The organism is Phyllobacterium myrsinacearum (genome assembly GCF_014138285.1).
GTDB classification, from domain to species: Bacteria; Pseudomonadota; Alphaproteobacteria; order Rhizobiales; family Rhizobiaceae; genus Phyllobacterium; species Phyllobacterium myrsinacearum_A.
The window spans coordinates 112185-130446 of the sequence record NZ_JACGXN010000012.1; the positions used below are offsets into that span (position 1 = coordinate 112185).

Annotated in this window: 18 protein-coding genes; 8 read left to right on the top strand and 10 right to left on the bottom strand. The window is 55.6% G+C overall.

Going from position 1 to position 18262, the window contains the following annotated elements; all coding sequences use genetic code 11:
- Positions 1-112: 112 nt before the first annotated feature.
- The 4 genes from FHW16_RS24010 to FHW16_RS24025 form a co-directional block, all read right to left on the bottom strand.
- A complete protein-coding gene (locus FHW16_RS24010) occupies positions 113-259 on the bottom strand; it encodes a DUF3096 domain-containing protein (protein ID WP_091878304.1) in 147 nt (48 codons plus the stop codon).
- Between the two features lie 111 nt (positions 260-370).
- Positions 371-2677 carry a putative bifunctional diguanylate cyclase/phosphodiesterase gene (locus FHW16_RS24015; protein WP_182551816.1) on the bottom strand — a complete coding sequence of 769 codons (2307 nt, stop codon included), beginning with the start codon at positions 2675-2677 and terminating at the stop codon, positions 371-373.
- Positions 2678-2904: 227 nt separating this feature from the next.
- Positions 2905-3417, bottom strand: a complete 513-nt coding sequence (locus FHW16_RS24020) for a hypothetical protein (RefSeq protein WP_182551817.1) — start codon at positions 3415-3417, stop codon at positions 2905-2907.
- Complete coding sequence (locus FHW16_RS24025) at positions 3410-4030, bottom strand: CGNR zinc finger domain-containing protein (protein ID WP_182551818.1); 621 nt, start codon at positions 4028-4030, stop codon at positions 3410-3412. The genes FHW16_RS24020 and FHW16_RS24025 overlap by 8 nt, the downstream gene beginning before the upstream one ends.
- Before the next feature lie 65 nt (positions 4031-4095).
- Here FHW16_RS24025 and FHW16_RS24030 point away from each other — a divergent pair, with 65 nt between their 5' ends.
- Positions 4096-4995 carry a branched-chain amino acid ABC transporter permease gene (locus FHW16_RS24030; RefSeq protein WP_182551819.1) on the top strand — a complete coding sequence of 300 codons (900 nt, stop codon included), beginning with the start codon at positions 4096-4098 and terminating at the stop codon, positions 4993-4995.
- Here the strand turns inward: FHW16_RS24030 and FHW16_RS24035 are convergent.
- Positions 4992-5741: an SDR family NAD(P)-dependent oxidoreductase gene (locus FHW16_RS24035; protein WP_182551820.1), complete on the bottom strand. Its 750-nt coding sequence runs from the start codon at positions 5739-5741 to the stop codon at positions 4992-4994. The genes FHW16_RS24030 and FHW16_RS24035 overlap by 4 nt on opposite strands.
- A 273-nt stretch (positions 5742-6014) precedes the next feature.
- On the opposite strand from FHW16_RS24035, the gene FHW16_RS24040 reads away from it, so the two are divergent.
- On the top strand, positions 6015-6596 hold the full coding sequence (locus FHW16_RS24040; protein WP_182551821.1) for a TRAP transporter small permease subunit: 582 nt from the start codon (positions 6015-6017) through the stop codon (positions 6594-6596).
- Complete coding sequence (locus FHW16_RS24045) at positions 6589-8340, top strand: TRAP transporter large permease (RefSeq protein ID WP_182551822.1); 1752 nt, start codon at positions 6589-6591, stop codon at positions 8338-8340. The genes FHW16_RS24040 and FHW16_RS24045 overlap by 8 nt, the downstream gene beginning before the upstream one ends.
- Positions 8341-8401: 61 nt before the next feature.
- Here the strand turns inward: FHW16_RS24045 and FHW16_RS24050 are convergent, their stop codons facing one another.
- Positions 8402-9508 (bottom strand): TRAP transporter substrate-binding protein, encoded by a 1107-nt coding sequence (locus FHW16_RS24050; protein WP_182551823.1) that lies wholly within the window; start codon positions 9506-9508, stop codon positions 8402-8404.
- A gap of 265 nt (positions 9509-9773) precedes the next feature.
- On the opposite strand from FHW16_RS24050, the gene FHW16_RS24055 reads away from it, so the two are divergent.
- On the top strand, positions 9774-10544 hold the full coding sequence (locus FHW16_RS24055) for a gamma-glutamyl-gamma-aminobutyrate hydrolase family protein (RefSeq protein WP_182551824.1): 771 nt from the start codon (positions 9774-9776) through the stop codon (positions 10542-10544).
- Positions 10545-10550: 6 nt separating this feature from the next.
- Here FHW16_RS24055 and FHW16_RS24060 read toward each other — a convergent pair whose 3' ends face one another.
- The 4 genes from FHW16_RS24060 to FHW16_RS24075 form a co-directional block, all read right to left on the bottom strand.
- A complete protein-coding gene (locus FHW16_RS24060; protein ID WP_182551825.1) occupies positions 10551-10994 on the bottom strand; it encodes a hypothetical protein in 444 nt (147 codons plus the stop codon).
- Positions 10995-11085: 91 nt separating this feature from the next.
- On the bottom strand, positions 11086-12105 hold the full coding sequence (locus FHW16_RS24065) for a LacI family DNA-binding transcriptional regulator (protein WP_112528917.1): 1020 nt from the start codon (positions 12103-12105) through the stop codon (positions 11086-11088).
- A gap of 146 nt (positions 12106-12251) precedes the next feature.
- A complete protein-coding gene (locus FHW16_RS24070; protein ID WP_210278259.1) occupies positions 12252-13142 on the bottom strand; it encodes a DMT family transporter in 891 nt (296 codons plus the stop codon).
- 93 nt (positions 13143-13235) lie between these two features.
- A complete protein-coding gene (locus FHW16_RS24075; protein ID WP_182551826.1) occupies positions 13236-13727 on the bottom strand; it encodes a MarR family winged helix-turn-helix transcriptional regulator in 492 nt (163 codons plus the stop codon).
- Positions 13728-14061: 334 nt separating this feature from the next.
- On the opposite strand from FHW16_RS24075, the gene FHW16_RS24080 reads away from it, so the two are divergent.
- From FHW16_RS24080 to FHW16_RS24095, 4 genes are all read left to right on the top strand, one after another.
- The gene (locus FHW16_RS24080; RefSeq protein WP_182551827.1) at positions 14062-14811 is read left to right on the top strand and encodes a creatininase family protein; all 750 of its coding nucleotides are present in this window, start codon (positions 14062-14064) and stop codon (positions 14809-14811) included.
- Between the two features lie 109 nt (positions 14812-14920).
- The gene (locus FHW16_RS24085) at positions 14921-16024 is read left to right on the top strand and encodes a CobW family GTP-binding protein (protein ID WP_182551828.1); all 1104 of its coding nucleotides are present in this window, start codon (positions 14921-14923) and stop codon (positions 16022-16024) included.
- Positions 16024-16998: a WD40 repeat domain-containing protein gene (locus FHW16_RS24090; protein ID WP_182551829.1), complete on the top strand. Its 975-nt coding sequence runs from the start codon at positions 16024-16026 to the stop codon at positions 16996-16998. The genes FHW16_RS24085 and FHW16_RS24090 overlap by 1 nt, the downstream gene beginning before the upstream one ends.
- Before the next feature lie 45 nt (positions 16999-17043).
- Positions 17044-17760, top strand: coding sequence for an endonuclease III domain-containing protein (locus FHW16_RS24095; RefSeq protein WP_182551830.1), 717 nt, complete (start codon positions 17044-17046; stop codon positions 17758-17760).
- Positions 17761-18262: the final 502 nt, after the last annotated feature.

Here is an 18262-nt window from a genome sequence, read left to right on the forward strand (position 1 = left end):
TAGCGAAAACACTGCATCAGTGCAATGCGCAGATAGTCGCTGAGAAGCGTCTCAATCGATAAAATTGCCGCCTGCGCTGATTTTATCGATCAAGTATTTCTCTTCGCATTACTCAGCTGAGCAAATGCGGGAAAAGTCCAGTCACTCCAATGATGATCAGATAGAGCGCGACAACATAGTTGAGCAGGCGCGGTGCGATCAGGATGATGATTCCGGCGATCAGCGCAACGAGCGGCGCAATGGCGATTTGTGCGATCATGACAGCGGTTCTTCCCTAGTGAATCTGGTTTTGTCGACATGGGGAGTTTTCGACAAGATTCGAGTCAGGTCAAGGCAGGAACGCAGAACATCGTGTGCAACTGGTCCCCGGTCAATGAACAGTGGCAATCTCGCTGTTCTTGGATTTGACCGGAAGTTGCACCATCTCGATATCAAAGTTCTTGGCAATATTTTCTGCCGTCGTGGCCGCGCCATAAAGGAAGCCCTGCACATATTCAGCCCCGATCCAGCGATTGATCAGGGCAAACTGCTCGCGCGTTTCCAGGCCTTCGATTGTTACCGACAGACCCAGTTCATGGGTCATCTGCACGATGCCACGCAGAAGTTTCAGTGAGCGCCCTTCGTCCGTAATGTCTGTGATGAAGGAACGATCAATCTTGACCTTGGTAACCGGCAAGTCTTTCAGGTAGCTCAGGCTGGAGTAACCCGTGCCGAAATCATCGATGGCAACTTGCAGCCCCATGGCCTTCAGGCTCTGGAGAACGCCGCCTGTAGCCTCGCGGTCCGTGATAATAGCACCTTCGGTCACTTCCACCTCGATCAGCGCCGGGTCCACATTGTGGCGGAGCAAGGCTGACCGGATAATATCAGCCATGTCCATATTCTGCAGATCGTGCGACGACAGGTTGATGGAAACGGCAATGCGGCAACCCCAGAGACTGCAATCCTTGATGGCCCGTTCAACAACGTTTTGGGTCAGATCAGAAATCAATCCCATCTCTTCCGCCATGGGAATGAACTCCGCCGGGGAAATCGGGCCGAAATCCGGGTGATTCCATCGCGACAATGCTTCGCAGCCAACCATGCGCAGAGTGCGCACGTTGATGATGGGCTGGTAGGCGACCGACAGGGTGCCGTCGGCAATAGCCTTGCGCAGATCGCCTTTCAGTCGCTGTTTGCTGCGGAAGGACTGGTCCATGGTTTCAACGAAAACAGCCCAATGCTTCTGGCTGTCTTTCTTGGCAACATCGAGCGCCAGATCGGCGTTCATGTGCATGACGGTAAGGTCAAATTCACCCGTACAAACGATTGCAACGCCCGCATGGGCGCCGGTCAGTATGTCATGACCCGATACGTTGTACTGGCCCGAGATGGCGGTCATGATGCGTTCAACGCTCTCCAGCGCGTCGTCACGTGTCCCTGCAGCAAACAGGAGCACGAACTCGTCACTGCCAAAGCGGGAAATGACCGGATGCTTTACGTCGATCGAAGCAAGCCGGTCGGCAAATGCGCGCAACAGTTCATCGCCAATCCGGTGGCCGAACGTATCATTGGTTCGTTTCAGACCATCGACATCAACGACCATCAGGGCAACCTGCATTCCGGCCTCGATACCGTCCGTATAGGTCTTGGCAATTTCGGCAAACTGGCTGCGATTGGGCAAGCCGGTCAGACTGTCATAACGAGCCATGCGGCTGATCTGCGCCTCTGCCTCCGCGCGGCGGGTTACATCCTGAAAGATGAGAACCGTCCCATGCTGCGGATCCGGCGTCGCCGTGAACTCGTAATGACGCTTGGTTGGAGACACGAACATATCGCGCTCCTTGCGGCCGCTGAGCAGGTCCTGCATTTTGCCCGACAGCGACGCATGGGTTTCGTCCGGGAAATAGGCTTTTACGCGGGCAAGCCTCAGCAGGCTTTGCAGCGAATGGCCATGAACCCGTTCCGGGTCGTCAAAGCCCATCATTTTTGCCGCTTTCATATTGGCGACAGTGATGGTCTGGTTGCGATCGAACATCAGCAAACCCTGCGGCATGCCGTTGAGCGCGGCATCGAAGTGACTCACGACAACACTCAATTGCTGTTTGCCGAGGAGCGCATCCCACAGCGATTGACGCAGCTTGGAGGCGATACGGATATTGCTCCAGAAGTAAGGCAGGATCAGCAGTGCCAACAACCAGTTGTAGATACCGCCAAGCAGGACAAATGTCAGAAAAAGCGGCGCCAGAATCCCGATGGACATGCCCATGACAACCGTCGGCGATACATAGTGGCGCGTGACCAGCGCAACCATAGAAGCAACAACAATTGCAACGCTTGTAATGGCAGCCGAAGTATCTGCGAAAACATAAATACTGACCAGACACAGCAATCCGAGCAGTACGCACGTGCTGACGGCACCCAGAAGGTAACGCCACTCCCATTTTTTAAGGTCATGCATCGTTGCCGACGACAAGTCTTTTTGTTCAAAAGCACTGGCATTTGCAGTACGAAGAAGAACAATCAAGAAGAAGGCGACAGCGAAGGCCACATAAATTGGCTGGTTTGTTTTGACAAAAATCACCAACGTGGCGACAATTTGAACAACAGACGTCCACCAGACAGCCTTTTTATTCGCATAAAGTGTGCGCAGGAACAAAATTTCGAGAAAAACACTCTCGTTGCGTTCAATTTTCATCAAGATGTCCGTGAATAACTGTACCCATAATTGGATACGTTAACGAATACTTTCGAACAAACGCCAACGATACTCAGATTATGTATGAGGCATGCATTTAGAATATTTATTTATGCACTCTGTCAAACTGATATTTATCAAATGGAGAATACAATTACCAATTCCTAAAAGGATTGAGGCTGCGTCATAACCGGTCATAACCCATTATAGGTATTGGCCAAAATTTCTCAGACGGGACAGGCAGCAGCTGAAGGATCTGGCTTGTCCTTGTCGGGATTGGGATCGTAGAACGGTCCGACGACCAGCGGCTTGTCCGGCATCACCGATTGATCCGTGTCCGATATCATCGTCCGGTCGATTGTCTGCAGCAATTTTCCGGCTGCGTCCTCAAGTCGGATCGTTACCTTGTACGCGCGACCGACCTTCACGCATTTGATTGGCGGACTGTCGACCCCGATCTTCTCGACCGTCGGCCAGACTTTTTGCCGGACGATAAAAGGCGCGCCGCCCGCAGGATTTTCAAAGGTCGTTTCCAGTGTCGTATCATCCGGCAAACGTCGCACCCTGATCAGGGTCAGATGATAGGTCGCCTCTGCGATACGGTAATTGAAGACGAATATCTTTCCTGCAACGGCAAGATAATCCCCTTCGCCCGAATCACGGCAGGCGCCGACCGCCAGCGCCGTTGCCAGAATGGGCAGCAAAAGAAACAGACGGCAGAATGGGATCGCCCTAAGCATGATCATGTTCCGGTTGTCCGCGATTGCGACGGTAATGCCGCTGGGCCTTCGCCCGGTTTCCACACACGGTCATGTCGCACCAGCGGCGGCTGCGGTTACGGCTCTCGTCAAAATAGAGCCAATGGCAATTCGGGCAAATCTTGATCCGTTCCAGCCGGGCCGGTTCCAGAAGCCGCATGGCCGACAGAAAGGCTGCAGTTCCGAGTGATAGCTTCCGTTCCTCGCCTTGAACTGCAGACCCGGGATTTGGCCAAGCCAGATTCTGCGTCATGGATTCATCAAACACGAGCACCGAGCCAAGCTTGAGGAATGTTGCCAGGGCGTCCGGGCGCAATCCGCCTCCCCGCACTGCCGTGCGAAACAGCGCGTTGATAGCTTCCCTGACATCAACAATTCGATCGACCTCCGCCTGCTCCCGGGGTGGCTGGAATTTGACTTTCCCCCATTCCTGTTTGCGAAAATGCGCAGCAGCAGCGGCAAACCGCTCCAATTCCCCGCGATCCGAGAACCGGTCCATGGCACGGTCGGGTGTTTCACGGAAAATGACGGTATTGGCCAAATCGAGGGCCAGCACGCCACCACTGAATCGATGCGCATTCCAATCAAAGGTCATATAAAAATTCTAACTGGTAAAATGAATTTTGCAAGTTAGTATGAATCCAACTGTGTGAGTAACCGATGGGCTATTTTCTGCAATTGCTGATCAATGGCATCCACAACGCCGCGCTCTATGCGTTGCTTGCCTATGGGTACGTGCTGATTCATGGCATCACCCATCGCACAGACCTGTCGCTTGGCGCCCTGTTTGCCTTTTCCGGACAGACATTCATTCTGGTCACCGCCTTTGGATGGACGGTCCTGTGGATGACATTGCCATTGGCGCTTGGCTTCGGACTGACCGTTGCGGTGATCTATGTCGGTTTGGGCGGTTACGCCATTGCACGGCTGATCTATACCCCGCTTGAAACGGGCAGCCGAAACACCGTGCTCGTCGCCACGCTCGGCCTCAGCATATTCCTGATGGAACTATCCCGCCTTGCTGCAGACACACGGGATTACTGGCTGCCACCCATGCTGTCAGAGCCGGTGCATCTGCTTGGCTCCGGCGTTGATATCAGCCTGACACAGATGCAGCTCGTCAATATTGTCGTGGCGTTGGCAGTGATCGGCACCGGCGAACTGGTCATGCAACGCACATCAGCGGGACGGATATGGCGCGCTGTGAGCGACGAACCGTTTGCTTCATCCATGTGCGGCATCGATCCACAGCGCGTCCGGACCCGGGCAATTCTGGCGGCTTGCGGCATCTGCGCCATCGCCGGATTTCTGGCCGCACTGTATTACGGCAATATCAGTTTCACCACCGGCATGATCTTCGGCCTGAAAATCCTGTTCATTACTGCCGCAGGCGGACTTTCAAGACCACTTCACGCTGCACTGGGGGCAGCAGCGGTCGGTGTGGTCGAATCTCTGTGGGGCGGGTATTTTTCGGTCCTCTGGCGCGATGCAGCGGTGTTCTCGCTGCTCGTCTTCGTGCTCGCCGTCCGCACCAGCAATCATGAAGCCGAACGGATTTAGCCCTGCAGGCTATGACCACCGTCAATCGTGATAACGGTACCCGTGATGTAGCTGCTGGCATCCGATGCAAGCAGCAGCACGGCGCCGTCAATATCATCGGGCTCGCCGAGCCTGCGCATCGGGTTCCTGCCTTTCAGGAATCCATGCGCCGGGCCGCTCATGATGGCCTCATTGAGACGCGTCGGAAACCAGCCGGGAGCAATGGCATTGACCCGGATTGCGTGGGAAGCCCATTCCAGCGCCAGCGAACGGGTCATCTGGCTGATCGCGGCTTTTGACATGGCATAGCCGGCAGAACCCTTGATGGGTGCATCGGCCAGAATGCTCGACAGGTTGATAATGGATCCACCGACACCGGCCGCAATCATCCGCTTGGCGGCTTCCTGCGCGATGAAAAACGCGCCTTCCACGTTCACTTCGAAAATATGCCGTAATTGTTCACGCGTCGTGGTAAGTGCGCGCTCCATCGCAGCGACACCGGCATTGTTGAAGACAACAGTGACCGTTCCCAATTTTTCTTCGGCCTCGTCAAAGGCCCGTTCGATATCGCCGGCAACCGTCACGTCGGCAATGATATTGAGAATATTGGAGCTATGTTCATTGTCAGGCGCGGGTGTACGCGAAATAGAGACAACATTGGCGCCGTGTGCTGCAAGCACCTGAACCATCCTCAGTCCCAAACCTGAAGATCCGCCGGTGACCGCAATAGTCTTTCCCGCGACTGAAATAGAAGAGGCACTTGTCATTACACTCAATACCAACGCCGAATTGTTTCTTCACTGTTAGACTGCCTGCGCAGCGATGACAACCACCGACCGCCCGTGGTCTTCCGAACAATGATCAATTGGGTTGATGCACCGGTATGGGGCTGCTAACAGTTCAGACGGAATATTCGGGAGAGACAGTCGATCGGGTCGATTGCCGCCATTTTCAAGAGCGGCAAAGCCCCTCATATCAGGGCTGTCTGGGTGACTATCCGCGCAGCTGCAAGGGTTGCCGGACCTATGGGGAGGAACTGCATGTCGGCTTTGCTTGCCGTGTCGAGAGCCATCGACCGTCTCAATGAATTTGTTGGCCGTAACGTAGCCTGGTTGATTTTCCTCGCCGTGGTGGTGAGTGCCGGCAACGCCATTGTCCGCAAGGTTTTCAACCAGTCGTCCAATGCCTGGCTGGAGTTGCAATGGTTTTTGTTTGGCGGCGCCTTCATGCTGGCGGCCGCCTACACCCTGCAACAGAACGAACATATCCGCATCGATATTGTTTACGGCGCCTTTTCCCGCCGCGTGCAGCACTGGATCGACCTTCTCGGGCACCTGTTTTTCCTGATGCCCTTCGTTCTTCTCATGTGCTTCTACTTCGTTCCCTACGTCAGCCTGTCCTATCGCAGCGGCGAAGGTTCGCCCAGCGCCGGTGGGCTGATCCAGTGGCCGGGCAAGCTGATCCTGCTGGTCGGATTTCTGCTGCTGGCCATTCAGGGCGTGTCCGAAATCATCAAGAAGATTGCCGTGATGCGCGGGGATATACCCGATCCCAATCCGCCTTTGAGCATCGAAGAGATTGCAGAGCAGGAAGTCGCCATGGCGGAGGCGCGCAATGATTGAATTTATCGCGCAGAACATGGCGCCAATCATGTTCGCCTCGCTGATCATTTTCATGCTGATCGGCTACCCTGTCGCATTCGCGTTGGCCGCAAACGGACTGCTGTTCTTTTTCATCGGCGTTGAGCTTGCGCCCTATTCCAACGGCACGATCACGCTGGACTGGCCGTTCCTTTATGCCCTGCCCGAACGATTCTGGGGGGTGATGTCGAATGACACCCTGCTCGCCATTCCGTTCTTCACCTTCATGGGCATTATTCTTGAACGGTCAGGCATGGCCGAAGACCTGCTGGATACGATCGGCCAGCTGTTTGGACCCATCCGCGGCGGTCTCGCATATGCGGTTATCTTTGTGGGCGCACTCCTCGCCGCCACCACCGGTGTCGTTGCGGCATCGGTCATCTCCATGGGCCTGATTTCGCTGCCGATCATGCTGCGCTACGGCTACGACCGGCGCCTGGCGTCCGGTGTTATCGCTGCATCAGGCACTCTAGCGCAGATCATCCCGCCATCCCTCGTCTTGATCGTTCTGGCCGATCAGCTCGGACGTTCCGTTGGCGATATGTATCACGGCGCATTGATCCCCGGGCTGGTGCTAACCGGGCTCTACATGGCCTATGTCCTCGCTCTGTCGATTTTCAAACCCAAGTCGATGCCTGCCCTTCCCATCGAGGCACGCACGCTGGGTTCGGGAGTGACCTCCCTGCTTGTCGCTCTGGTGGTTGCGGGTATCATCGCCTACGTCGCGATCCTCTGGCTCACGCCCATGGCGGGAACCAATGCGGATATCTGGGGTGCCACGATCGGCACCGTCGTCATCTACGCGTTCGCCCTCGCGGACCGGTCATTCGGCCTCAACCTGATGTCACGGCTGGCGCAGCAGGTGATCATTGTCCTCATCCCGCCGCTGGCACTGATCTTCCTGGTGCTGGGCACGATCTTTCTCGGCATCGCAACGCCGACGGAAGGCGGTGCCATGGGTGCCGTCGGGGCATTGCTGATGGCAGCATCCAAGGGTCGCCTCAGCTTCACCTCGGTCAATCAGGCCTTGGCATCGACAACGCGACTGTCCTCCTTCGTGCTGTTCATCCTGCTCGGAGCCCGTGTGTTCTCGCTCACCTTCTACGGCGTGAACGGTCAGGTTTGGGTGGAGCATCTGCTGGTTTCGTTGCCGGGCGGACAGGTCGGCTTCCTGATTGTCGTCAATATTCTGGTCTTCTTCCTGGCCTTCTTTCTCGACTTCTTCGAGCTTGCCTTCATTATCGTACCGCTGCTTGCGCCCGTCGCTGACAAGCTCGGCATTGACCTGATCTGGTTCGGCGTCCTTCTTGGCATCAACATGCAGACGAGCTTCATGCATCCGCCCTTCGGCTTTGCCCTGTTCTATCTGCGGTCCGTGGCGGCCAAGGTGCCATACATGGACAAGATCACCGGTAAGAAGATCCAACCGATCACCACGGGACAGATCTACTGGGGAGCGGTGCCTTTCGTCTGCATCCAGATCCTCATGGTTGCCCTGACAATCATGTTCCCGCAGATGGTCATGCATTACACCGGCCCCGCCACCACGCTCAATCCGGCAACGATCCAGATTCCGAATTCCGATCTGGGTGGTGGGCTCGGAGGCGGACTGGGTGGTGGACTGGGCACCGACCTCAGTGCGCCGCCGTTTGGTGGCCCGGCGCCCAATCCGGCACAACCGGCGGCTCCGCCTGCTCCGGACCTGAGTCAGCCGCCAAAGATGTAACGCCAAGACAACAAAAAGCCCGGCATCGCTGCCGGGCTTTTTATGTGCCGAAACGACAGGCTTAAAGCTTGCCGTTGCGCTGCTGGACCATCATGAACGTATCGAACGTATATTCGGCAACCTGAGCATAAAGGAAATGCTCATTGCGGAATGCCTTGATGGAATCCCAGATCTTCTTGAATGGCGCATTGGTGGCTTCGATTTCGGCGTAAACACCGTTCGCAGCCTCAAAACACGCATTGAGGATTTCCGGGCTGAAGGGACGCAGCTGCGCGCCACCAGCAACCAGCCGCTTGATCGCAGGAGGGTTCACGTAATCATACTTCTGCAGCATGTTCGCATCGGTCGCCTGCGCCGCAGTGCGGAACAGGGACTGGTAGCTCGGCGGCAGCGAATCCCACTTCTGCTTGTTGACCATGAAGCTGACCGTCGGGCCGCCTTCCCACCAGCCGGGATAATAGTAATAGGGCGCCACTTTCTGGAAGCCCAGCTTTTCATCGTCGTACGGCCCAACCCATTCGGCCGCATCGATCGTCCCCTTTTCAAGAGACGGATAGATGTCACCGCCCGCGATCTGCTGCGGCACGACGCCAAGCTTTTCCAGAACCTTTCCGGCGAAACCGCCGACGCGCATCTTCAGGCCCTTCAAATCGTCGACGGTCTTGATTTCCTTGCGGAACCAGCCGCCCATCTGCACGCCGGTATTGCCGCCCGGATAGGCCTGCAAACCCTGCTTGTTGAAGAACTCGTTCATCAGATCAATGCCGCCGCCGTGATACTGCCAGGCATTCATGCCGCGTGCATTGAGCGCAAACGGCACCGCGGCACCCAGAGCCCAGGTGGGATCCTTGCCCCAGTAATAATAGGCAACGGTGTGGCACAGTTCGACGGTACCCGCTGCGGCTGCATCCGCAGCCTGAAGACCGGGAACAACTTCACCGGCAGCGAAGGGCTGGATGACGAAATTGCCGTCTGTCGCCTCTTTCAGATATTTCGACAGAACTTCGGCGCCGCCATAGATCGTATCGAGTGATTTTGGAAATGATGACGCACAGCGCCATGTGATCTTCGGCATCGACTGCGCAATCGCTGGTGCTGCCAGCGTTGTAGCCGCGGCAACTCCCGCACCGGCAAATCCGGCATTCTTGATGAATGAACGACGATCCATATACTCTCCTCCAGAATTTATTGCTTCAGACCCCCCGGACAATTCTGTCCACTCCACCCGGTCTGGTGATCACCATACACGCTCGTCTATTCAAGTCCAGCCGCTGAAAACACAAACAATGGGCCGCTTAAAACAAAGCAAAAAGCTATTGAATATCCGGGGAAAACTCTCTTTTGCGGCGGAATGCCTCTCATCCCCGGCAGCCATTGGAAATGCACCCGAATTACACTACATTCTGTTTAGAATTGTTTTATGGAGCATTCCTATGCGGCAGCCACTCGTCGCCATCACATCCGATGTCCGCACCTTTGAAAATTACACGTGGCATGCAGCGCCCGATCAGTATCTGAAGGCGGCGTACGACGCAGCGGGTGTCATCCCGATGATCGTACCGTCATTTGGCGAAGGCCTCGACATCGATGCCATTCTTGACGGCGTGGATGGGGTTCTGGTGACAGGCTCCAAGTCCAATGTCCATCCCTCGCTCTATGGTGTTGAACCAACCGAGGCACATGAACCCTACGACCCAGCCCGGGACGCAACGTCCTTGCCGCTGATCCGCCGGGCCATCGAGCGTGGCGTTCCTCTGCTTGCCATTTGCCGGGGCATTCAGGAATTAAACGTTGCCCTCGGCGGCACCCTGGCGACAGAGATACAGGAGCTCGACGGCCGCATGGACCACCGGGCACCGCAATCCGACCAGCAGGCAGAGCGTTTTGCCATCCGCCATCCGGTACGCATCAAGCCCGGCTCGTGTCTGGCAAATGTCATGCAGGCGGATTCGGTTCAGGTTAATTCCGTGCACAGACAGGCCATCGACAAGCCCGCAGCCGAGCTTGATATCGAGGCCGTGGCGGAAGATGGAACAATCGAAGCTGTTTCGGTCAAGAATGCCCGCGGATTTGCGGTCGGCGTACAATGGCATCCGGAATACTGGGTGAAAAGTGACAGCCCTTCGCACAAGATATTTGCCGCCTTTGGTGATGCGGCGCGCGCGCACAAGTCCAGCCGTGAGCGACTTCACGCGGCAGAATAGAGACGTCTAGAGCAAATTCACACCTGTTGCTGACAATGAAAGAAGCACGGCGCGCGGCGCTACGCTGACATAGGCACGGCCGTCACCGCGACTGAATTCCACAATCGTCTTTCCGGTCTGATCAGCAAAGGCGATTGTACCGTCCTGATTATTGCGCCACTCCGTGGCGTTGGCCAGCGGTGGATACAGCGCAACGCAGTCCCTGTTGACACGCAGGGCATCATGACCCGGCAGGCCGTTTTCCTGAGGAAATGCCTTGCACTTGGCACCGCCGCCCGGTCCGCTGATCAGAAATGTCGGCGCATCGAACTCGGTCAATCCGGTCGAGGCCGTTGTAGTCGGGTCAACATTCACTGGCTGCGAGGCCGTGAACGACACGAAATCAGCAAACAGCGCTGCAACGGCGATAAAAGACACAAAGCCGATCCCGGCAGTTAAACTCAGCTTCACGATGATCTCCCGGGGGTTTGCCCGGAACAACCTTATGCAAACAGGCTTAATCAAGCTTTAAGCCGTCTGATGAAAACGCGCAGCGCGAGCTCTACCGTTCTTTGGGCTTGGATGTGGACTGCCTGATGCGCAGTTCGGGCTTGATGAGTTCCTGCCGTGCGTGGGTATCGGCGCCGTTGAGCTGATCGAGCAATGCGCGGGCCGCGCGCTGGCCGACTTCGCGCTGACCGTTCCACACGGTTGTCAAAGCCGGCGTTGCAATTGCCGCCTCTTCCAGATCATCATAGCCGGTCACCGAAATATCGACGCCGGGAACCATGCCCGCGCGGGCAATACCGTTCATCATGCCAATGGCGGCCAGATCATTCCAGCAGACAGCAGCCGTCGGATGATCCTTCAAGGCCAGAAACTGCGGGGCGGCGTCAAAACCGGCCTGCTTGGTGCGCGGCCCGGGAATACGCCATTCCGGCTTGACCTCAAGTCCCGCCTTTTGCATCGCCAGAAGATAGCCTTCATAGCGGTCGCGGCCCGTTGATGTCTGGTCCGTGCCGCCGACCATGGCAATGCGTGTGTGTCCCAGTGAAATCAGATGATTCGTTGCCAGACTGATGCCGTAGGAATCATCGCCGCGGAACACGGGTACATTTGCGTCCTTGACCGTACGCGCGATCAGGACAACCGGCAGGCCGTTATCCTCCGCCATGCGGATATCCTCGGCAGGCGTGCCGATTGCGGGCGACATGATGACGCCGTCGCCACCCAACTGCAGAACAGTCTCGATGAATGTGCGTTGTTTGTCGAGCTGGTCATAATGGTTCGACAGGATGAACGTCTGGCCTGATCGATCCAGCTCTCCCTCGATTGCCCGCAGAATTTCCGCGAAGAACGGGTTCATGATGTCATGAACGACCACACCGACAATGCCCGAACGCGACGTCCGCAGGCTGGCGGCCCGGCGGTTATAGATATAACCGATGGCGCGGGCGTGCTCCTTGATCTTTTCGCGTGTCTGGTCGGCGACGAGCGGACTGTCGCGCAACGCGAGTGATACGGTTGCAGTGGACACTTTCAGCGCGTCAGCAATTGTCGATAGTTTGATCTTCTGCGCCAAAAACCGCCTCCCCGCCGTCTTGTTAGACAAATACATTGCCGTTCTCTGGCGTTATGCCATTGCAACCCGATAAATCAAAGCCCTTTCGCCGATTGCACCCGTCAAAGCACTAATTGAAGCGAGGACAAACAGAACCTTGAGTTGTGTTAGGACCGCATTCGCAAACGGTGTTCCCGATGCACGACATAAAGGCCGCTGCCAATGACAATAACAGTGCCAAGAAGCGTATAAGCGTCCGGAAACTGACCGAAAAAGAGATATCCGAAGGCAAGCATCCAGACGATCTGCAAAAAAGGATAGGGGGCGAGTGCGGCGGTGGTCGCGCGCCGATAGGCAAGAATGATAAAATAGTGCCCGACGCCACCAAAGAAGCCGAGCAGAATCAGAAGCAAAACCTGAAATGGCGTTTGCGGAATGACTGCTTCCGTTATGGCGGGTGAAATCAGAACCGCAGGAGCCAATGCCGAAAAGAAGATCAGGCTCTCCGGTGATTCGCTGGCAGCCATCCGGCGGGTCAAAAGGACGTAGAGCGAATAGCTGAGCATTGCCAGTATGGAATAGGGCAAACCGGGATTAAGCGTTCCAAAACCCGGACGGGCAATGATCAGCACGCCAATGAATGCCACAATAATCGCTGCCCAGCGGCGCCAGCCTGCCCATTCTCCCAGCAAGGGGCCAGCCAGAGCGGCAATCACCATGGGCGCAGCAAATGTAATGGTGATTGTTTCTCCAAGCTGCATGGTCTGCAGGGCATAGAAATTGAAATAGGTGGAGCCGAACAGACACAGGCCGCGCAGCAATTGAAAGCGGATGCTCTTGACCCTGAAAAGGGCGGGATTTCTCCAGCCCCGAAAAAAGATGAGAACCAGCACCGCATGCTCGACAAACCGCATCCATGAAACGAACGCCGGCGGAATGCCTTGAAGAACCAGATATTTGGCGCTTGAATCCAGACAGGTGAAGATGATACCCGCCGCAAAAATATAAAGAATTGCGGCAGCAGGAACGGCTTCCTGAGAAGGTGTGGTACTGGACAAGGCGCTAACCGATTCAGACAGGCAGGATATGTACTGCCATGTTAGCAATTTCACACCGTTTGTAATGGTCAATCGACCATGTCAGGCAGAAAATTACTCGTCGTCGCCGTCTTCGTCGTCGTGATCATCATCGGGACTTGTCTGGCGTAGCAGTTCAGCAGCCGACAAATTGATCTCCAGGCGCTGGAGCATCTTGATCAGGGCTTTGCGCTCCTTCTTGTCAAAACCCTTCATCGCATCCTTCTCCGTCTTGCGGATGGATTTTTCGATAGCCTTGATTGCTTCGTTGCCCGTGTCCGTCAGGAAGATATGCGCCTGGCGCTGATCCGTCGCCGATCCCTCCTTCTTGACAAAACCCTGCGTCTGAAGTCGCGAAATGGTTTTGGTGATCGTCGGCGGACGAACACCAAGACGTTTCGCCAGAACGCTCGGAGACAACCCGTCCTCGTGTGCCAGTTGCAGCATCACAGCATCCTGTCCGGCATAGAAGCCATGGGCCAGGAGCCGCGTCGCCAATGCCGTTCGCGTCAAACGCGCGGTTGATTGCAGACGGTGAAGAATGAGAGGCTTGCGTTCCTTGACCATTCAAATTCCTGCTCGCTGTGAACCCATTGTCCGGTTAATGATAAGACGGCTAGCTCTTTTGGGTAAATGGCAATTATCAGACGAAAGATACCGGCGCTGCTCCGCCGTCAACAAGATCGAAAACGCCCCTCGGCACCCGATTTTCAGCTTCGCACCGTCAAGCTTAATCCCCCGATGAATTCGCGTTACAATTCTTATATGACATTCTGATGAAATTTGCCGACGAATTGCCGTTGCAGCTGAAATAAGCCCATAAAAACCGGATCTGTGGCACTCACCCTCGTTCCACCAGAACAATTGTGCTAACAAGGGCCTGAAACCCCATGAGTGATCCATGCCCGCCCATTCCGTCAGTAAAATTGCACTTCTTCCCCTTGGGGCCCATGAGCAGCACGGTCCGCATCTGCCCTTCGAAACCGATAGTTTGATTGCGCAAGGGCTCATCAGCCGTTTGAAACCAGCCCTGCCTTCCAGACTGTCAGTCGATTTTCTACCGGTCGAACCTGTTGGCTATTCCATCGAGCATATGGACGTGGCAGGCACAAAAACGCTGGCTTTCGACGAGGCTGTTTGCCGCTGGATCGATATCGGCAAAGGCGTCGCGGAGCGTGGTCTGTCCAAGCTGGTGATCCTGAACGCCCATGGCGGCAATGCCCCGTTGATGACAATCGTCGCTACGGAATTACGGATTCGTTTCAATATGCTTGCCGTTGCAACAAGCTGGACGCGATTTGGTTTGCCGGATGGTTTGATATCGCCGGAAGAAAAAACACTCGACATTCACGGCGGTTTTATCGAGACATCGGTGATGCTGGCGCTCTATCCTGACCGGGTCGACATGGCTAAGGCGCAAAACTTTGATTCGAACCAACGCGCCTATATTCAAAATTACAAACATCTGCGCGCCTATGGCCCGCATGCCTTCGGCTGGAAAATGTCGGATCTCAACCGGCTTGGCGTTGCCGGTGATGCTTCCCGAGCCACGGCAGAGGCAGGTGAAAAGATCATCGCGCACAGCTTGAAAGGCATTATCGAACTGCTTGACGATGTCGACCGCTTCGACAGTTCGGTTTTGCAACCGTGACAGGCTCAATCCTGCTGAACAAACCATTCACGCAATTGAACACGCTGGATGTAGCAAAACCTGTCGTGATCACCTATATCCTGTGTTCATCCATTCAAAGAGGCACACGATGAGTGAAGCTCAAACGACCACCGGTGTTGCGCCTGATACAGCGCGCATCCCTCAGATTCCCGTCACCGTTCTCACCGGTTATCTCGGTTCCGGCAAGACGACATTGCTCAATCGCATTCTGAGCGAAGATCACGGCAAACGCTATGCGGTTATCGTCAACGAATTCGGCGAGATCGGCATTGATAATGATCTGATCGTCGAATCCGACGAAGAAATCTACGAAATGAACAATGGCTGCATCTGCTGCACCGTGCGCGGCGATCTGATCCGCGTCGTCGAGGGCCTGATGCGCCGCCCCGGCCGTTTCGACGCGATTATCGTCGAAACAACAGGCTTGGCTGATCCGGTGCCGGTTGCCCAGACGTTCTTCATGGATGATGACGTCCGCAGCAAGACAATGCTCGATGCCGTGGTTGCACTGGTTGATGCCAAGCACTTGCCACTCCGGCTCAAGGACAGCCGCGAGGCCGAAGACCAGATTGCCTTCGCCGACGTCGTTCTGCTCAACAAGACAGATCTGGTCACGCCGGATGAATTGGCCGCCGTTGAAGCCACCGTCCGTGCCATCAACCCTTATGCTGTCATTCACAAGACCGAGCGTGCCGGTATTGACCTGACGCGCGTCCTTGATCGCGGCGCTTTCGATCTGAAGCGCGCACTGGAAAACGATCCGCACTTCCTTGATCACGATCATCCCGATCACGCATGCGGCCCCGATTGCGACCATGATCATGACCACGCACATCATCATCACGATCATGATCATCATGGGCATCATCACCACGATCACGTGTCGCCCATTCACGACACCACGGTTGTGTCGGTCTCGTTGCGTGTCGGAGAGCTTAATCCCGACAAATTCTTCCCATGGGTGCAGAAGATCACCCAGGAACAGGGTCCGAACATCCTGCGCCTCAAGGGCATTCTCGCATTCAAGGACGATCACGAGCGCTATGTCATCCAGGGCGTCCACATGATCATCGAGGGCGATCATCAGCGGGCTTGGAAAGACAATGAAAAGCGCGAAAGCCGCCTCGTCTTCATCGGCCGTGAACTCGACCATGACGCGCTGAAATCCGGACTTGAAAGCTGCCTTGCCTGATGCCGACAATTGCCCCGCTTGATCTCGCCGGACATTGCGTTGACGCGCGCTTTATCCAGGAGGTTCCGTTCTTTGCACTCGCCGATGGCAGCGTGCATCGCCTGGACAATGGCCACAAGACAGTCGAAGCCCATGACGGCCTTCTTTGCGCCGTGCTGTCCTCAGATAGTAAGTCATTGCTTACCAGTGGCGAGGACGGGCGCGTCTGCTCGATCGGCTTGAACGGCGAAGTCACCGAGCTCAGCAAGATACCGCGCAAGTGGATGACGGCCCTGGCAGCCGCGCCAAACGGCGCGATTGCCTATGCATCGGGAAAGACCGCGTGGGTCCGTGCAGCGGATGGATCGGTGCGCGAATTCACCCATGAACGCAGTGTCGAGGGGCTTGCCTTTGCGCCCAAGGGCATGCGGCTGGCCGTTGCCCGGTATAATGGCGTGACGCTGCACTGGCCCGCCACCAACGGCACATCGACAGAACTCGAATGGAAAGGCGCGCATGTCTCGGTGATCTTTTCGCCCGATAACCGCTTTCTTGTCACCTCCATGCAGGAGAACGCCCTGCATGGCTGGCGCCTGGAAGACAATCGCCACATGCGCATGACCGGCTATCCGAACAAGGTCAAAAGCTGGTCTTGGAGCCCGAAGGGCAAATGGCTGGCGACGTCAGGCGCGCCGGCATCCGTTGTCTGGCCGTTTTCCGGCAAGGACGGCCCGATGGGCAAGGCACCACTGGAGCTTGGAACCCGGGGCGACAGTACTGTGACGGCAGTGGCCTGTCATCCCGTCGAGGACATCGTAGCGATCGGCTACTCCGATGGCATGATTCTCGTCGGACGCTTTGGCGATCAGAAGGAAGTGCTGCTGCGCCGTCCCGGCAAGGGTGCAATTTCGTCCATGGATTGGGACAAAACGGGACACCGCCTGGTGTTTGGCAGCGAAACAGGCGATTGCGGCGTGGTTGATATCACGGCTTGAAGCCGAGTGTTTTCGCTTGGCGATTTTAGTTGATTTGTTCTCTATTTGTTCTATAATCCGGTTGTGCAATATAGCTTGGATTTTGGCACCCCTAACCAGCTTGATGTTATCCATAAACGCTTGAAGGCTCATTATGGAAGTCCGGGTCCTGGAGTCAGATTTTCACCTGTCGGCATGCTCATTATGGCAATGCTGGGAAGCCGTACCCGTGACCCTGTGTCTTTGAGAGCTTTTCGAAACCTGCGGCAAAGGTTTGGAACCGCGCAAGCTCTGGCCTACGCCGAACCCGAAGATGTCTATGGCTGCATTCGCGAGGTTACCTATGCCGAGACATACGCCATATACATTCCCCAAGCCCTTCAGGCCATTATCCGGCGATTTGGCACATTGGATCTGGAATCATTGCGCGGCATGGCAGTGGAGCAGGCATTAATGTGGCTTCAAGGCTTACGGGGTGTGGGACCAAAAATCAGCGCATGCGTCCTCAATTTCAGTGAATTGCAGATGCGCGCATTGGTGATCGATACCCATTACTTGCGCTTTGCGTCACGCTTCGAACTTGTTCATGCAGATATGCCAGCCAATTTGGCAGTGCGCGCCATTCAACGTCTCATCCCCAACACGTGGCTTGCAACGGATACAGAGCAACATCATGTGCTGGTAAAGCGCCTGGCGCAGGAGTTCTGCGTTGCGACATCGCCGCAATGCCATGGATGTCCTTTGCGGAATATTTGTCCTTATTCAAAACGGCTTGATAGCTGAAATCATAGGTATGCCGAAAACAGTGCTTTATCGTCTCAATACTTTGAGACTTGGCATTTCCCAGAGTCTTCTCCGCCGTCAGATTTGTCCGCTTTCGTTATCTCCAAGGTCGCCCGCGGCTGTTTTGGTGGTTTTGGCTTGTTGATTTGAGCTATTGAGCAGGTGGTTCTGGGATATCTGGTTGGTTTTTGTGGAGGATTTGACCGTTGGGCCTTAGACCATCCAGTGGAATGTTTTCCCGGGCTTTGCCGGACGTCAGTCAGCCCCGTGGGTTATGAGCCTGGCGATGGGGTCTATTTGAGAAGCTGTTTTTGAGTGTTGGTTGCGGGACAGGATTTGGGTTTGTGTCCCGCTGTTTCGGCTGCGCCTGCTTGCGGGCCCCTGATGCGGGTTCAGATCGCCGGCCCGGGCTATCAATACACAAAAGCCCGGACGAGCCGGGCTATTTGAGTATTGGTTGCGGGGACAGGATTTGAACCTGTGACCTTCAGGTTATGAGCCT

Excerpts from the sequence above, each read along its gene's own strand:
- FHW16_RS24010 (WP_091878304.1), bottom strand. The coding sequence starts at position 259 with ATGATCGCACAAATCGCCATTGCGCCGCTCGTTGCGCTGATCGCCGGA.
- FHW16_RS24015 (WP_182551816.1), bottom strand. The coding sequence starts at position 2,677 with ATGAAAATTGAACGCAACGAGAGTGTTTTTCTCGAAATTTTGTTCCTG.
- FHW16_RS24020 (WP_182551817.1), bottom strand. The coding sequence starts at position 3,417 with ATGCTTAGGGCGATCCCATTCTGCCGTCTGTTTCTTTTGCTGCCCATT.
- FHW16_RS24025 (WP_182551818.1), bottom strand. The coding sequence starts at position 4,030 with ATGACCTTTGATTGGAATGCGCATCGATTCAGTGGTGGCGTGCTGGCC.
- FHW16_RS24030 (WP_182551819.1), top strand. The coding sequence starts at position 4,096 with ATGGGCTATTTTCTGCAATTGCTGATCAATGGCATCCACAACGCCGCG.
- FHW16_RS24035 (WP_182551820.1), bottom strand. The coding sequence starts at position 5,741 with ATGACAAGTGCCTCTTCTATTTCAGTCGCGGGAAAGACTATTGCGGTC.
- FHW16_RS24040 (WP_182551821.1), top strand. The coding sequence starts at position 6,015 with ATGTCGGCTTTGCTTGCCGTGTCGAGAGCCATCGACCGTCTCAATGAA.
- FHW16_RS24045 (WP_182551822.1), top strand. The coding sequence starts at position 6,589 with ATGATTGAATTTATCGCGCAGAACATGGCGCCAATCATGTTCGCCTCG.
- FHW16_RS24050 (WP_182551823.1), bottom strand. The coding sequence starts at position 9,508 with ATGGATCGTCGTTCATTCATCAAGAATGCCGGATTTGCCGGTGCGGGA.
- FHW16_RS24055 (WP_182551824.1), top strand. The coding sequence starts at position 9,774 with ATGCGGCAGCCACTCGTCGCCATCACATCCGATGTCCGCACCTTTGAA.
- FHW16_RS24075 (WP_182551826.1), bottom strand. The coding sequence starts at position 13,727 with ATGGTCAAGGAACGCAAGCCTCTCATTCTTCACCGTCTGCAATCAACC.
- FHW16_RS24080 (WP_182551827.1), top strand. The coding sequence starts at position 14,062 with ATGCCCGCCCATTCCGTCAGTAAAATTGCACTTCTTCCCCTTGGGGCC.
- FHW16_RS24085 (WP_182551828.1), top strand. The coding sequence starts at position 14,921 with ATGAGTGAAGCTCAAACGACCACCGGTGTTGCGCCTGATACAGCGCGC.
- FHW16_RS24090 (WP_182551829.1), top strand. The coding sequence starts at position 16,024 with ATGCCGACAATTGCCCCGCTTGATCTCGCCGGACATTGCGTTGACGCG.